The 13,890-nt window shown below is 71.2% G+C and carries 14 protein-coding genes and 1 riboswitch; of the genes, 9 read left to right on the forward strand and 5 right to left on the reverse strand.

What is annotated here, in order from left to right:
• Nucleotides 1-15: 15 nt before the first annotated feature.
• The gene (locus FV234_RS00300) at nucleotides 16-192 is read right to left on the reverse strand and encodes a CbtB-domain containing protein (RefSeq protein ID WP_147761371.1); all 177 of its coding nucleotides are present in this window, start codon (nucleotides 190-192) and stop codon (nucleotides 16-18) included.
• Between the two features lie 36 nt (nucleotides 193-228).
• Nucleotides 229-417: riboswitch (cobalamin riboswitch) on the reverse strand.
• Nucleotides 418-484: 67 nt separating this feature from the next.
• On the opposite strand from FV234_RS00300, the gene cobU reads away from it, so the two are divergent.
• Nucleotides 485-1,012: a bifunctional adenosylcobinamide kinase/adenosylcobinamide-phosphate guanylyltransferase gene (gene cobU / locus FV234_RS00305; RefSeq protein WP_147761370.1), complete on the forward strand. Its 528-nt coding sequence runs from the start codon at nucleotides 485-487 to the stop codon at nucleotides 1,010-1,012.
• Nucleotides 1,009-1,671, forward strand: coding sequence for a cob(I)yrinic acid a,c-diamide adenosyltransferase (cobO, locus tag FV234_RS00310; protein ID WP_147827776.1), 663 nt, complete (start codon nucleotides 1,009-1,011; stop codon nucleotides 1,669-1,671). Before cobU ends, cobO begins: the two co-directional genes overlap by 4 nt.
• A gap of 130 nt (nucleotides 1,672-1,801) precedes the next feature.
• Here the strand turns inward: cobO and FV234_RS00315 are convergent, their stop codons facing one another.
• Nucleotides 1,802-1,993 (reverse strand): hypothetical protein, encoded by a 192-nt coding sequence (locus FV234_RS00315; protein ID WP_147761368.1) that lies wholly within the window; start codon nucleotides 1,991-1,993, stop codon nucleotides 1,802-1,804.
• A 90-nt stretch (nucleotides 1,994-2,083) separates the two neighbouring features.
• Between FV234_RS00315 and FV234_RS00320 the strand changes: the two genes are divergently transcribed.
• Both FV234_RS00320 and FV234_RS00325 read left to right on the forward strand, forming a co-directional pair.
• A complete protein-coding gene (locus FV234_RS00320) occupies nucleotides 2,084-3,535 on the forward strand; it encodes a cobyric acid synthase (protein WP_187273539.1) in 1,452 nt (483 codons plus the stop codon).
• A gap of 161 nt (nucleotides 3,536-3,696) precedes the next feature.
• Nucleotides 3,697-5,076, forward strand: coding sequence for an MFS transporter (locus tag FV234_RS00325; RefSeq protein ID WP_147827777.1), 1,380 nt, complete (start codon nucleotides 3,697-3,699; stop codon nucleotides 5,074-5,076).
• Here the strand turns inward: FV234_RS00325 and cbiB are convergent.
• Nucleotides 5,010-5,999 (reverse strand): adenosylcobinamide-phosphate synthase CbiB, encoded by a 990-nt coding sequence (gene cbiB, locus FV234_RS00330; RefSeq protein WP_147761366.1) that lies wholly within the window; start codon nucleotides 5,997-5,999, stop codon nucleotides 5,010-5,012. The two genes, FV234_RS00325 and cbiB, sit on opposite strands and share 67 nt — an antisense overlap.
• On the opposite strand from cbiB, the gene cobD reads away from it, so the two are divergent.
• A complete protein-coding gene (gene cobD / locus FV234_RS00335; protein WP_147827778.1) occupies nucleotides 5,979-7,007 on the forward strand; it encodes a threonine-phosphate decarboxylase CobD in 1,029 nt (342 codons plus the stop codon). The two genes, cbiB and cobD, sit on opposite strands and share 21 nt — an antisense overlap.
• Before the next feature lie 10 nt (nucleotides 7,008-7,017).
• Here cobD and FV234_RS00340 read toward each other — a convergent pair whose 3' ends face one another.
• Nucleotides 7,018-8,205: an MFS transporter gene (locus tag FV234_RS00340; RefSeq protein WP_147761364.1), complete on the reverse strand. Its 1,188-nt coding sequence runs from the start codon at nucleotides 8,203-8,205 to the stop codon at nucleotides 7,018-7,020.
• A 332-nt stretch (nucleotides 8,206-8,537) separates the two neighbouring features.
• On the opposite strand from FV234_RS00340, the gene FV234_RS00345 reads away from it, so the two are divergent.
• The 3 genes from FV234_RS00345 to FV234_RS00355 all read left to right on the forward strand — a co-directional run bounded on the left by FV234_RS00345 (nucleotide 8,538) and on the right by FV234_RS00355 (nucleotide 11,862).
• Nucleotides 8,538-8,741: a hypothetical protein gene (locus tag FV234_RS00345; RefSeq protein ID WP_147750156.1), complete on the forward strand. Its 204-nt coding sequence runs from the start codon at nucleotides 8,538-8,540 to the stop codon at nucleotides 8,739-8,741.
• A 135-nt stretch (nucleotides 8,742-8,876) separates the two neighbouring features.
• Nucleotides 8,877-10,280 carry a malonyl-CoA decarboxylase gene (locus tag FV234_RS00350; protein ID WP_147761363.1) on the forward strand — a complete coding sequence of 468 codons (1,404 nt, stop codon included), beginning with the start codon at nucleotides 8,877-8,879 and terminating at the stop codon, nucleotides 10,278-10,280.
• Nucleotides 10,281-10,326: 46 nt separating this feature from the next.
• Nucleotides 10,327-11,862, forward strand: a complete 1,536-nt coding sequence (locus FV234_RS00355) for a malonyl-CoA synthase (RefSeq protein ID WP_147827779.1) — start codon at nucleotides 10,327-10,329, stop codon at nucleotides 11,860-11,862.
• A gap of 93 nt (nucleotides 11,863-11,955) precedes the next feature.
• Here FV234_RS00355 and FV234_RS00360 read toward each other — a convergent pair whose 3' ends face one another.
• Nucleotides 11,956-12,363, reverse strand: coding sequence for a MucR family transcriptional regulator (locus FV234_RS00360; RefSeq protein WP_147761361.1), 408 nt, complete (start codon nucleotides 12,361-12,363; stop codon nucleotides 11,956-11,958).
• 424 nt (nucleotides 12,364-12,787) lie between these two features.
• On the opposite strand from FV234_RS00360, the gene FV234_RS00365 reads away from it, so the two are divergent.
• Complete coding sequence (locus FV234_RS00365; protein ID WP_147761360.1) at nucleotides 12,788-13,882, forward strand: NAD(P)/FAD-dependent oxidoreductase; 1,095 nt, start codon at nucleotides 12,788-12,790, stop codon at nucleotides 13,880-13,882.
• Nucleotides 13,883-13,890 lie beyond the last annotated feature (8 nt).

Raw genomic sequence — 13,890 nt, forward strand, 5'->3', positions numbered from 1 at the left:
CCTGGGTTCAGGCGGTCAATGGCAGGGGAAGTTCTGCGTGTGCCGGAAGTCGTGCGCCGCGTTGTGCAGCGCCGAGGCGGGCGAGAAGCCGGCGAGGAACACGAGCCCGAGGCCGAGCATGGCGGCGACGGCGATGGCGACGAAGCCTTCGTTCGCGCGGGTGCCGGTTTGGGTGAGGGTCTGGGTGGTCATGTCGACAACATCTCCGGCCGCCCCGCCGGCGGCGTTCGAGAAAGCGCGGGGGACGGCAGGTCTCCTGGCTCGCGGATCGCCGCGCCTGCCGCCTTCCCGAAACATCGGTGGCCGAGGGCAGGAGCTAACCGCTCACAGTTGCGGGGGCAGCCGCGGAATCGGGTTTCCCCTCACCGCATTCCCTTTTCACCCCGTCTCCGGGGCACCGTCTCCACCAGCCATAGCCTGTCCGGCGCACCCGCACAACGGAGGCTTTGACGGGCACGCCACGGTTGGGGCATGGGTCTTCGCCATGCAGCAGGCCGCGCCTCGGACGACCCTCGTGCTCGGCGGTGCGCGCTCGGGCAAGAGCGCCTACGCCGAGAGGCTGATCGAGGCGGAGCCCGGCCCCTGGTTCTACCTCGCAACGGCGCAGGCCTGGGACGACGAGATGCGCGCGCGGATCGCCCTCCACCGGTCCCGCCGGTCCGGCGACTGGATCACGCGGGACGTGCCGACGGCGCTGGCCGCGGCGATCGCCGACGCGCCGGGACCGGTGCTGGTCGACTGCCTCACGCTGTGGCTCACGAACCTGATCCTCGCCGACGCAGACCTCGACGCCGAGACGCAGGCCCTGGTCATCGCCTGCCGGGCGGCGCGGGGCCCCCTCGTTCTGGTCTCGAACGAGGTCGGCCTCGGGATCGTCCCGGACAACGCGCTCGCCCGCCGCTTCCGCGATGCGGCCGGGCGCCTCCACCAGGCCCTCGCGGCCGAATGCGACCGCGTCGTGCTGACGGTCGCCGGGTTGCCGCTGACCGTGAAACCGCAGGGAACGTCATGACCGACGACGCCAAGCCCGACGACGCCAAGCCTGACGACGCCAAGCCTGACGACGCCAAGCCTGACGACGCGACGCGCCATCGCGAGAAGATGGAGAAGCGCAAGGCGGTTCAGGACGCCGAGGTGGCGGCCAAGACGATCGAGAAGGGGCTCCTCATCGTCAACACCGGCCCCGGCAAGGGCAAGACCACGGCGGCGCTCGGCCTTGCGCTCCGCATGCTCGGACGCGGGCACCGGGTCGGCATCGTGCAGTTCATCAAGGGCGCCTGGGACACCGGCGAGGCGCATGCGCTCAAGGTCTTCGGCGACCGGGTCGCGTGGCACGCCATGGGCGAGGGCTTCACCTGGGAGACGCAAGACAAGGCTCGCGACATCGCCGCCTGCCTCAACGCCTGGAACCAGGCGACCGACCTGATGGCCGACCCCGGCATCCGCCTGCTCATCCTCGACGAGCTCAACATCGCGCTGCGCTACGACTACCTCGACCTCGATGCGGTGGTCGCGACGCTCAAGGCCCGCCGCCCGGACCTCCACGTCGTCGTCACCGGCCGCAACGCCAAGCCCGCGCTGATCGAAGCCGCCGACCTGGTCACCGAGATGGGCAGCGTGAAGCACCACTTCGCAGCGGGCGTGAAGGCGCAGGAGGGCATCGAGTTTTGATCGGTCGTCGGCGCGGCGTGGTGCGCCTTCCAGGCCAGCCAGTCCTCGATGCGCAAATTTTCGACGCGGTCGAACTCGCGGCCGTTGTCCGCGAATGCGGGCAATGTGCGAGCGCCGCGCAAGCATCGGCCTACAAATCCACTGGGTCCGGCTCTGCCCGATCGACAGGCTCGATATCGCCTTCGCGATCGAGCGATGGAAGCCCGTCGAGCGGGGCGATCAGGGTCGGGTGCACGATCGTATCAATGGCGAAATGGTCGCCGTCGCTTTGCATGACGGCGTGGTTCCGATTTTCAGGAAGCACTCTGATCGTTCGCTTCATTGCATCCGATCGCTCCGCTTTCTGGCGAGCTTATGCCGCGCGGAAGGAGGAAGGACATCTTTCTTCCTTCGCCATGCCTTCGGTGACGGCATGACCCGCGCCCTGATGATCCAGGGCACCGGCTCCGACGTCGGCAAGTCGCTGATCGTCGCCGGGCTCGCGCGGGCCTTCACCCGGCGCGGGCTGCGCGTGCGCCCGTTCAAGCCGCAGAACATGTCGAACAACGCCGCCGTCACCGCCGACGGCGGCGAGATCGGGCGGGCGCAGGCGCTGCAGGCGCGGGCGGCCGGCGTCGCGCCGTCGATCCACATGAACCCGGTGCTGCTCAAGCCGCAGAGCGAGGTCGGCTCGCAGGTTGTGGTGCAGGGCCGCATGGTCGCGACCGTGAAGGCACGCGACTACCAGGCCTGGAAGCCGAGGTTGCTGGAAGCGGTGCTCGACAGCTTCTCGCGGCTGAAGGCCGAGGCCGACCTCATCCTCGTCGAGGGTGCTGGCTCGGCCTCCGAGGTGAACCTGCGCGCCGGCGACATCGCCAACATGGGCTTCGCCCGCGCCACCGACACGCCCGTGGTGCTGCTCGGGGACATCGACCGCGGCGGGGTCATCGCCAGCCTCGTCGGCACCAAGGCGGTGATCGACCCGGACGACGCCGCGATGATCGTCGGCTTCCTGGTCAACCGCTTCCGGGGCGACCCGACCCTGTTTTCCGACGGGATGGACCTGATCGCGCGCCACACCGGCTGGCCGAGCCTCGGCCTGATCCCGCATTTTCCGCAGGCCGCGCGCCTGCCGGCCGAGGACGTGCTCGGGCTCGTTGGGTCGGCCGGCCCGGCCGCGACCCGCATCGCCGTGCCGGTCCTGCCCCGGATCGCCAACTTCGACGACCTCGATCCGCTTCGCGCCGAGCCGGCGGTGGAGGTGGTGCTGGTGCGTTCCGGCGAGCCGATCCCGGGCGACGCGGCCCTGGTGCTGCTGCCGGGATCCAAGACCACGATCGACGACCTCGATTTCTTCCGCGCGGAGGGATGGGACGGGGATCTGCGGGCGCATCTACGCCGCGGCGGGCGGGTCCTGGGGCTGTGCGGCGGCTACCAGATGCTCGGGCGGACGCTGTCCGACCCAGACGGCATCGAGGGCGCGCCGCGCACCGTTCCGGGGCTCGGGCTGCTCGAGGTCGACACGGTGATGACGCCCCTGAAGCGCCTCGAGGCGGTTTCCGGCACGAGCCTGCCCGACGGCATCCCGTTCTCCGGCTACGAGATGCATGTCGGCGACACGACCGGCGCCGATTCGAGCCGGCCGCTGCTGCGCCTGGCCGACGGACGCGCCGACGGGGCGGTGTCGGCCGACGGGCTGGTCTGCGGCACCTACGTTCACGGACTGTTTTCCGACGACCGGCAGCGGGCCGCCTGGCTCGCCCGCCTCGGCGCGCGATCCGACGGCGCCTCCTACGAGGCCGGCATCGAGCGGGTGCTCGACGCGCTCGCCCTGCACCTCGAACGCCACGTCGACTGCGACCGGCTGCTGGCGCTGGCCCGGTAGGGACTCGCGCGCGTGACAGGCGAGCGGGTCCTGTTCCCGTCGCGGGTGATACGCGCTCCGAACCGCGCCACCGCCCGATAGGCAGGCGCCGCGTCCCGGCCTAGGCTCCGCCGAAAGCGCGGTCCTTCGCGAAGGGACCGCCGGACGCCGAGGAACGCCCTATGACGCCCATTGACACCGCGGCCGACGACGCGCTCGCCCGGCGCACGATCGCGACGGTGACGTGGCGGCTGATGCCGCTGCTCGGGGTGATGTACCTGGTCGCCTACATCGACCGGCAGAACATCTCCTACGCCAAGCTGCAGATGGTCGGGGATCTGGGATTGAGCGAGAGCGTCTACGGGCTCGGCGCGTCGCTGTTCTTCCTCGGCTACTTCCTATGCGAGGTGCCCGCCAACGTCATCCTGGAGCGGGTCGGCGCGCGGCTGTGGTTCGCCCGGATCATGGCGACCTGGGGCCTGATCACGGTGCTGCTCGGCTTCACCCAGAACACGCTGATGTTCTACGTGCTGCGCTTTCTGCTGGGCGTCGCCGAGGCCGGCTTCTTCCCCGGCGTGCTGTTCGTGCTGACCCTGTGGTTCCCGCAGAAGCACCGCGCCGCGATGATCGGCTGGTTCATGATCGCGAGCGCGGTGGCCAACGCCGTCGGCGCGGCGGTCGGCGGGGCGCTGCTCGACCTCGACGGCGCGCTCGGGCTCAAGGGCTGGCAGTGGGTCTTCGTCAGCACCGGCGTGCCGGCGCTGTTCCTTGCGGTGATCGTCCTGCTCGTCCTGCCGGAGGGACCGGAGAAGGCGCCCTGGCTCGATCGCGCCGGCCGCGACTGGCTCAGCCGGACGCTGGAACAGGAGCGCGAGGCCGGCGGCAAGGTCGAGCACGGCAACCCGTTCGCGGCGCTCCTCGACCGGCGGGTGTGGATGCTCGCCAGCGTCTACGTCGCGTTCCCGCTTGGCGCCTACGGCCTGAGCTACTGGCTGCCGACGGTGGTGTGGAGCTTCGGCGTCACCAACACCGTCAACGGCTTCATCAACATCATCCCGTGGGTGGTCACCGGGTTCGCCCTGTGGTGGGTGCCGCGGCATTCCTCGCGGACGGGCGAGCAGACCTGGCACGTGGTCGGGCCGGGGCTCGTCGCGGCCGCGGCGCTGGCGCTGAGCGTGGTTGTGCCGGGGTCGGGCCTGAAGTTCGCCTGCCTGTGCGTGGCCGCCGCCGGCATCTTCTCGGCGCAGCCGGTGTTCTGGTCGCTGCCGCCGACCTTCCTGAAGGGCGCCTCGGCCGCGGCCGGCATCGCGGCGATCAACTCGGTAGGCAACCTCGGCGGCTTCATCGCACAGAACGCGGTGCCGATGATCCGAGACCGCAGCGGCAGCGACCTCGTGCCGATGATCTTCCTCTCGGCCTGCCTCGTGGTCGGCTCGTGCCTCGTCTTCGTGGTGCTCGGCGCCCTGCAGCGCGACGCCGGCCGCCGCGCCGCGGTTCAGAGCGTAACGAGCAAGGCGCCGACGGTCGCGAGCCCCCACAGCAGTGCGCAGGCGGTGCGGTAGAGGCGCAGCGCCCGCGCGATGTCCTCGGCGGTGGCCGCCGCGCGGCCGTCGCCCATCCAGGCATCCTCGACCGCGACGCCGGCGTAGACCCGCGGGCCGGCGAGCCGCAGGCCGAGCGCGCCCGCCATCGCCGCCTCCGGCCAGCCGGCGTTCGGCGACCGGTGGCGGCGTGCGTCGCGGCGGATCGCGCGCCAGGCGCCGGCCGGCGAGGCGCCGCGATGGAGCCCGGCGGCGGTGACGATCAGCACGGCGGTGAGCCGCGAGGCCGGCAGATTCACGAGGTCGTCGAGGCGGGCCGAGGCCCAGCCGAACGCTTCGTGACGCGGGGTGCGATGGCCGACCATGCTGTCGGCGGTGTTGATCGCCTTGTAGAGCGCACCGCCCGGCAGGCCGCCGAGCCCGATCCAGAACGCCGGCGCGACGATGCCGTCGGAAAAGTTCTCCGACAGGCTCTCGATCGCGGCGCGACAGATCGCGGCCTCGTCCAGAGTCTCCGGATCGCGCCCGACGATCATCGCGACCGCACGGCGACCGCCGACGAGGCCCTCGGCCCGCAGGCCCTCCGCCACGCGGGCGACGTGCTCGTCGAGGCTGCGCTGCGCCGGCAGGCTGGCACTGGCGAAGGCGAGCAGCGCGATCGCGGGAAGCGTGCCGGCCAGTCCCGCCAGCGCCGTGAGGCCGAGCGCGACGGCGCCGACGACGGCGACGAGGATCAGGAGGGCGAGCACCCCGCCGAGCCGCCGCGCCCGGGCAGCCCCTCGGTTCAGCCCGCGGTCGAGCGCGGCGATCAGCCGGCCGATCCAGGTGACAGGGTGGCCGAGCGCCCTGTAGAGCGCGTCCGGATAACCGAAGGCCGCCTCGATCGCGAGGGCGAGGGCGAGGATGGCGAGCGTGTCGGGCGGATGAGCGAGCGCGGAGGACATGGCGTCTGGGATTTCGGTGTGCCCGAGGGGGAGCCGATCGCCCATGGCGGCGACCTCGACGCGGCGCGCCGGATGTTCCCGCAGGCGCCGGAGCCGTGGCTCGACCTCTCGACCGGGATCAATCCGGTCCCCTATCCCTGCCCGCCGCTCGACGCCACCCTGTTCCACCGGCTGCCCTCGGTGGCCGACCACGCGGCCCTGCGCGCGGCGGCGGCGCGGGCCTACGGCGCGGCGGCTTCCTGCATCGTGCCGGCGCCGGGCACGCAGATCCTGATCGAGACGATCCCGCGCCTCGTCGCGCCGAGCGCGGCCGCCGTCGTCGGGCCGACCTATGCCGAGCACGCGGCGGCCTGGGCGCGGGCCGGGCATGCGGTCTCGGCGGTGCGCGACCTCGGCGAGGCCGGGGACGCGCAGGTCGTCGTCGTGGTCAACCCGAACAATCCCGACGGCCGGACCTGGCCGGCGTCGACCCTGCTGGCGGCGGCCGACGACCTGTCCGCCCGCGGCGGGATGCTCCTCGTCGACGAAGCCTTCGCCGACTTCGAGTCCGTCGTGAGCCTGTGTCCCTATCTCCGCCCGGGACTCGTGGTGCTGCGCTCCTTCGGCAAGACCTACGGGCTCGCGGGCCTGCGGCTGGGCTTCGCCGTCGCCGAGGCGGGCCACGCGCGCCGGATCGCCGCCGCGCTCGGGCCGTGGGCCGTCGCCGGGCCGGCGCTGGCGATCGGCCGAGCCGCCCTCGGCGACGCGACGTGGCGCAGCGAGGCCGCAGCCGCGCGCGCCGCCGACGCGGGACGGCTTGACCGCATGATCGCGCGGGCAGGCGGTACGTCGGTCGGCGGGACCGTCCTGTTTCGCACCGCCGACTTCCCCGATGCGCCGGGCCTGTTCCGACGGCTCGGCCAGGCCGGCATCCATGTCCGGCGCTTCACGGAGGCGTCGGCGCGCCTGCGCTTCGGGCTTCCCGCGGACAAGGACGCCTGGTGCCGCCTGTCGCGGATCCTCCGGTGAGGGCGGATCCTCAGGTCAGGGTGGGGCGCCGATCGAACACGGCGACGAGGAGGGCGGCGACGGCGAAGGCGATGCCCACCAAGCAGACCCCGGCCCAGCCGGCGAGCAGGAAGGCCTGCGATCCGGCGTAGGCGCCGATCGCCCCGAACACGAACATCGCCGTGAACAGCACTGTGTTGATCCGCCCGCGGGCGCCGGGGACGAGGGCGTAGGCGCGGGTCTGGTTGGCGATCAGTGCCCCGTTCATGCCGATGTCGATCAGCAGCACGCCGACGGCCACGGCGCCGAGCGACCACGTGCCGCCGGCCCAGAGCACCGCGAAGGCCGCGACGACGAGGAGGCTGCCGCCGACCACCACGGGCCGCGCCCCGCGCAGGTCGGTGAACCGGCCCGAGACCGGTGCCACCAGCGCGCCGCAGACGCCGATCACCCCGAACAGCCCGGCGCCGGCCGCGGTCAGGTTGAACGGCTCGGCCTCCACGAGGAGCGCGAGCGTCACCCAGAACGCATTGAAGGCGGCAAACAACAGCGCCTGCGACAGGCTGGCGTTGCGCAGCACGGGCTGCGTCTTCGCCAGGTGCAGGATCGACAGCATCAGCGCGCGGTAGCGCAGACGCTTGGCCTCCGTGCGCGGCAGGGTCGCCGCCGCGATCGCCGCCATCCCGAGCGAGACCGCGGCGGCCGCGAAGAACACCGCCCGCCAGCCGAGATGCGCGCCGACGAAGCCGCTGACCGTCCGGGCGAGCAGGATGCCCGAGAGCAGCCCGGTCATCACCTGCCCGACGACGCGCCCGCGGCTGGCATCCGGCGCGAGTTCCGCCGCGAAGGGCACCGCCTGCTGCGCCGCCGACGAGAGGAAGCCGATCAGCAGGCTCGCGAGCACCAGGACGGATAGATTCGGGCTGAGTGCCGCGACCACCAACACCACGCTCAGCGCGAGCAACTGCGCGATGATCAGCTGGCGCCGGGGCCAGGCGTCGCCGAGCGGCACGAGGCCGACGATGCCGAGCCCGTAGCCGACGAGGCACGCGGTCGGCACCCACAGGGCGGCGCGCGGCCCGAAATCGGCCACGAGCAGCCCGAGCAACGGCTGGTTGTAATAGATGTTGGCGACCGCACCGCCGGCGATCAGCGTCAGCCCGATCCGCGCGGTCGTGCTCAGAGCCGGATGCGGCGAAACCGTCGAGACGTCGCTCACGAGCGGGCTTTCGGATCGCGCGAGCGGTTCGGCGCTGTGAGCATGTCGGTCGGCTCTCGCATGGTGGGTGATCGAAAGTCGCCTAGGCGGGGTCCGGTGCCATGGCAACGGCGGGTGGCGCAGGGCACGGCCGCGTAGGAGTGGCGCACCCGGTGTCGATTCCGGACCCGCCTCCCTATGTTCCTTTGCGGAACGTTGTTCCGCGCACGGCCCGATCGCTCGCAATCGATTTGTCGATCGAGGCGTTCCGGGTTCTGATGCCGTTCATGCGACGGATGACACCGATTCGTGCCGCGGAGCGCATCCGACGCTTCGAGAAGGAGAGGATTTTCATGCCGAACTACCGGGTGGATTTCGAGAAGCAGATCTTCGGGCTTCCCTTCACCATCGGATCGGTGGAGATCCATCGCGCGCGCGACCCCGACCGCGCCCGGCGGGCCGCCGAGCTGAAGTTCGCCCGCCAGTACGGCCTGGGCGACTGGCGCGAGCGCGCCGACAGCGCCGTGGTGGCGCAGGCCGGCGACGAGCGCCGATAGGGCGTCGTACCTCGCCCGGAGGGTCTGGTCCCGCGCGCCGTCACGCCGTAAACGGTGTGGCCGACGGCATCGCCGTCCGGGACGACCGGGGCCTCCGCGGCGGCCGGTTTCGAGGCGAGACGCGGACGGCGATCCATGGCGGCGATCTCTTTCTTCGGCGACCTCCTCCAGACCATCAGCGATCGCGGTCGCGACCTCATCGGCATCGGCCGCGGCGACCTCGCCGCCCGGGCCAACGCCGCCGAACTGGTCAAACTCTGCGACGACCTGATCTCGCGGCGCGGCGAAGCCTCCGGCGTCGCCCTGGCGCGGCTGATCCTCGACCGTTACGCGACGCTGGGCACCGACGAGCGCCACGCCTTCCTGCGGCTCATCGCCATCGAGTTCGACGCGGATCACGACGCGGTGGACGCCGCGATCGAGGCCTACCGCGCCGACCCGACCCGCGCGCGCCTCGGAAGCCTGCACGAATCGGCCGAGCCGCGCTCCCAGGAGCTGATCCGCCGCCTCAATCTCGCCCGCGACGGGACGCTCAGCCTCGTGCGCATGCGCGAGGACCTGTTCGACCTGCGCCGAATCCTGCGCGACGAGGGCGAGCCCAACCTGATCGACGCCGCCGACAGCCTCGATTCGGATTTCGAGCACCTGTTCGCCTCGTGGTTCAATCGCGGCTTCCTGGTGCTGCGCCACATCGACTGGACGACGCCGGCCCACATCCTCGAAAAGATCATCCGCTACGAGGCGGTCCACGAGATCGCCGGATGGGACGACCTGCGCCGCCGCATCCAGCCGGTGGACCGGCGCTGCTTCGCCTTCTTCCACCCGGCGCTGGTCGACGAACCGCTGATCTTCGTCGAGGTCGCCCTGACGAGCGCGATCGCGCCGGCGATCGCGCCGATCCTGTCGCAGGCGCGCGACCCGCTGCCGCTGAAGTCGGCGACCACGGCGATCTTCTACTCGATCTCGAACTGCCAGAAGGGCTTGGCCGGCGTCACCTTCGGCAACTTCCTGATCAAGCAGGTGGTGGAGGACCTCGCCCGCGAGATCCCGACCCTGAAGACCTTCGTCACGCTCTCACCAGTCCCGGGCTTCGCGCGCTGGCTCGACCGCGAGCGGCGCGCGGACGCCCCGCAGGGCCTGACCCGCGACGACATCGAGGCGTTGCGCCAACTCGACGAACCGGATTGGGCGACCGATAAGGCGAAGTCCGACGCCGTGCGCAAGGCGCTGCTGCCGGCCGCCGCCGCCTACTTCCTGCGCGCCAAGAACGAACGGGGCCGACCGCTCGATCCGGTGGCCCGCTTCCACCTCGGCAACGGTGCCCGGCTCGAGCGGATCAACTTCCTCGGCGACGTCTCGGAGAAGGGGCTGAAGCAGTCCTACGGGCTGATGGTCAACTACCTCTACGACCTGTCGGCGATCGAGAAGAACCACGAGACCTATGCCAACCTCGGCACGGTGTCGGCCTCCGGCGCCGTTTCGCGCGAGTTGCGCGCCAACCTGCCGCCGCCGCGCTCCGTCGCCCTCGCCGAGGCGTGAGGCGGGTGGGCCGAAGTCGATCATCCGTTCCGCTGGGCGTTGTGTCATGACGAATCATCTCTTCGCGCTGATCCGCGAGGCCTTGCCGGCGGAGGCCGCGGCCAAGACCTTCATCGAGACTCCGGACGGGCGCCGCCACAGCTACGCCGACATGCTCGCGCGCAGCGGCGCCTACGCGAACGCCCTCGTTGCCGCCGGCGTCCGCCCTGGCGACCGGGTCGCGGTGCAGGTCGAGAAGAGCGCCGAGGTGGTGTTCCTCTATCTCGGCGCGGTCCGGGCCGGCGCGGTCTTCCTACCGCTGAACACCGCCTACACGGCGGCCGAGGTCGCCTACTTCCTCGGCGACGCCGAGCCCGCCCTGTTCGTCTGCGACCCGGCCAAGCGCGCGGCTTTGGCGCCGGTCGCCGAGAATGCGGGTACCACCCGCGTGCTCACCCTCGACGCCGCCGGCCGAGGCACCATCGCCGAGGCGGCTGACGCGCAAGGGGCGGACTTCGCGGACGTGGCGCGGGGGCCGGAGGATCTCGCCGCGATCCTCTACACCTCCGGCACCACGGGGCGCTCGAAGGGCGCCATGCTCAGCCACGATAACCTCGCCTCGAACGCGCGCACGCTGGTCGAGGCCTGGCGCTTCACCGCCGACGACATGCTGATCCACGCGCTTCCGGTGTTCCACACCCACGGGCTGTTCGTGGCGATCAACACCGTGTTGGCCTCGGGCGGCAGCATGCTGTTCCTGCCGCGGCTCGACGCCGGCCTGATCCTCAAGCTGATGCCGCGGGCGACCAGCATGATGGGCGTGCCGACCTTCTACACCCGCCTGCTCAAGGATCCCGGCCTGACCCAGGCGGCGACCGCGCATATGCGGCTGTTCACCTCCGGCTCGGCGCCGTTGCTCGCCGAGACCCACGCCGAATGGCAGGCCCGCACCGGCCACGCCATCCTCGAGCGCTACGGCATGACCGAGACCAACATGAGCACCTCGAACCCCTATGGCGGCGAGCGCATCGCCGGCACGGTCGGGTTCCCGTTGCCGGGCGTCGAGCTACGCGTCGTGGATCCGGACACGGGGTCCGCGCTCGGTCCCGAACAGGTCGGGATGATCGAGATGAAGGGTCCGAACGTGTTCAAGGGCTACTGGCGCATGCCCGAGAAGACCGCGGCCGAGTTCAAGGTGGACGGCTACTTCGTCACCGGCGACCTCGGCAAGGTGGACGGGCGTGGGTACGTCCACATCGTCGGCCGCGGCAAGGACCTCATCATCACCGGCGGCTTCAACGTCTACCCGAAGGAGGTCGAGACCGAGATCGACGCGATGCCGGGCGTCGTCGAATCGGCGGTGATCGGCCTGCCGCACGCCGACTTCGGCGAGGGCGTCACCGCAATCGTGGTCGGCGCCGAGGACGCCCCCGACGAGAAGGCGGTGCTTGCCTACCTCGAAGGGCGCCTCGCCCGCTTCAAGTGCCCGAAGCGGGTGCTATTCGCCGACGACCTGCCGCGCAACGCCATGGGCAAGGTCCAGAAGAACATCCTGCGCGACCAGCACGCCGGCCTGTATCGCGACGGTGCCGGCGCAGCCTGACCGGTCAAGGATTGAGCGTTCGCCGCGTTCGCTTACCGAGGCGGCGTGCCGCCCGCGCCTCCGGCAGGCGCGTCCGAGCGAGAGCCCGCTGGATCACTCCGCCGCCTGCTGCATCCGCAGGCGCTGGTTCTGTCCGATGGTGCGGGAGATCAGGGAGCGGCGCGCGCTGTAGCTGGCCGAGACCAGGGGATAGTCCACCGGCAGGCCCCACTTGGTGCGGTAGGCCTCGGGCGACAGGCCGCGCAGCGTGAGGTGCCGGCGCAGCGCCTTGTAGGGCTTGCCGTCCTCGAAGCTGACGATCGTGTCCTGGCGGATCGAGGCGCGGATCTGCGCATCGGTCGGCTTGGCCAGCACCGGCTTCGGCGGGGTCGCCAGGCCCGTGAGCGAGCCGTGGACCGTGCGGATCAGGTCCGGCAGGCCTGTCGCCGGTACGGAGTTGCGCGCGACGTAGGCGGTGAGGATCTTCGCGGCGAGGGCGATGGGGTCCGTCGTGGTCTGCACGGTTCGTCTCCTTCCGAAGGCTGTCGGGTCGGTGCGTGTCCAAACGTGCTGTCGCCGGGAACTCGATGTCGGCGTCGTCGATCACCCGGAACGGTCGCGGCAGGTCGGCCTGCCGCGGCACGATTATGCGCGCGGAAGGCCGAAACACAACTTCTGCGCGACTCAATCAGTGATTTAAATCTACTTAGAATTGATTAACAGGCTCAAGTCGGTTGCAATAAGACGCCTCTGAGGTCGTCGCCCTGCGGTTTCGCGTTTGGGAGCATGAGGTTGGCCACCACCGACGCGTCGACGCCTCGACAGTCCAAGCTATACAATTCCCGGTTGCATTTGCGGTCATCGGCCGAGTGCGGCGGTTTGGGCGCGGCTCAGGTCTTTACCGCTGGGCGATCGTCGCCGAGAACCGGATGCGGAGGAGCGCATCATGGAAGTCCTGGTCGTCGGTGCGGGCGTCGTCGGTCTCGCGGTGGCGCGCGCCCTTGCACTGCGGGGACACGAGGTGGTCGTGGCGGAAGCGGCCGAGGCGATCGGCACCGGCGTGTCCGCGCGCAACTCGGAGGTGATCCACGGCGGGATGTACTACCCGGCGGGCTCGCTCCGGGCGAAGCACTGCGTCGCCGGCGCGCGGATGCTCTACCGTCTCTGCGCGAGCCACGGCATCGGCCACCGCGCCTGCGGCAAGCTGATCGTCGCCACGACGGACGCCGAGGCCGGGACGATCGCCGCGATTCGCGATCGTGGCGTCGAGAACGGCGTCGAAGGCCTGGAGCTGCTGGACGCCGCCCAGGCCCGGCGCCTGGAACCCAACATCTCCTGCACCGCAGCGCTGCTGTCGCCGCAGACCGGCATCGTCGACAGCCACGGCCTGATGCTCGCCCTGCAGGGCGAGCTCGAGGATCGCGGTGGGGCGATCGCGCTCCATACTCCCGTCACGGGTTTGGCGCGCAAGGCTGGCCGCTGGGTCGCGACCTTCGGTGGCGCGACGGCGGGCGAGTACCCGTGCGATGCCGTCGTCAACGCCGCCAGCCTCGACGCGCAGACGCTCGCCGCCCACACGGACGGGTACCCGGCCGAGCGGGTGCCGCGTCGCGTCCTGGCCCGGGGCAACTATTTCGGCTTCACCGGCAAGGCGGCCTTCGGACGCCTGATCTACCCCGCGCCGGTCGAGGGCGGGCTCGGCACCCATCTCACCCTGGATCTCGCCGGCCGCATGCGCTTCGGGCCCGACGTCGAGTGGATCGATGCGATCGACTACCGGGTCGACCCGTCCCGCGGCGACGCCTTCTACGCCGCGATCCGGCGCTACTGGCCGGGCCTGCCCGACGGATCGCTGGTCGCGGATTATGCCGGCATCCGGCCGAAGCTCACCGGCCCCGGCGAGCCGGCCGCCGACTTCCGCGTGGACGGGCCGGCGGAGCACGGCCTGCCCGGCCTCGTCCACCTGTTCGGGATCGAGAGCCCAGGCCTGACCGCGAGCCTGTCGCTCGCCGAGGACGTGGCCGACCGGCTGGCGGCGTGACGCGCACG

The sequence above is a fragment of the Methylobacterium sp. WL8 genome, from assembly GCF_008040045.1.
In the GTDB taxonomy this organism is placed as follows: domain Bacteria; phylum Pseudomonadota; class Alphaproteobacteria; order Rhizobiales; family Beijerinckiaceae; genus Methylobacterium; species Methylobacterium cerastii.

Excerpts from the sequence above, each read along its gene's own strand:
- FV234_RS00300 (WP_147761371.1), bottom strand. The coding sequence starts at position 192 with ATGACCACCCAGACCCTCACCCAAACCGGCACCCGCGCGAACGAAGGC.
- cobU (WP_147761370.1), top strand. The coding sequence starts at position 485 with ATGCAGCAGGCCGCGCCTCGGACGACCCTCGTGCTCGGCGGTGCGCGC.
- cobO (WP_147827776.1), top strand. The coding sequence starts at position 1,009 with ATGACCGACGACGCCAAGCCCGACGACGCCAAGCCTGACGACGCCAAG.
- FV234_RS00315 (WP_147761368.1), bottom strand. The coding sequence starts at position 1,993 with ATGAAGCGAACGATCAGAGTGCTTCCTGAAAATCGGAACCACGCCGTC.
- FV234_RS00320 (WP_187273539.1), top strand. The coding sequence starts at position 2,084 with ATGACCCGCGCCCTGATGATCCAGGGCACCGGCTCCGACGTCGGCAAG.
- FV234_RS00325 (WP_147827777.1), top strand. The coding sequence starts at position 3,697 with ATGACGCCCATTGACACCGCGGCCGACGACGCGCTCGCCCGGCGCACG.
- cobD (WP_147827778.1), top strand. The coding sequence starts at position 5,979 with ATGAGCGAGCGCGGAGGACATGGCGTCTGGGATTTCGGTGTGCCCGAG.
- cbiB (WP_147761366.1), bottom strand. The coding sequence starts at position 5,999 with ATGTCCTCCGCGCTCGCTCATCCGCCCGACACGCTCGCCATCCTCGCC.
- FV234_RS00345 (WP_147750156.1), top strand. The coding sequence starts at position 8,538 with ATGCCGAACTACCGGGTGGATTTCGAGAAGCAGATCTTCGGGCTTCCC.
- FV234_RS00350 (WP_147761363.1), top strand. The coding sequence starts at position 8,877 with ATGGCGGCGATCTCTTTCTTCGGCGACCTCCTCCAGACCATCAGCGAT.
- FV234_RS00355 (WP_147827779.1), top strand. The coding sequence starts at position 10,327 with ATGACGAATCATCTCTTCGCGCTGATCCGCGAGGCCTTGCCGGCGGAG.
- FV234_RS00365 (WP_147761360.1), top strand. The coding sequence starts at position 12,788 with ATGGAAGTCCTGGTCGTCGGTGCGGGCGTCGTCGGTCTCGCGGTGGCG.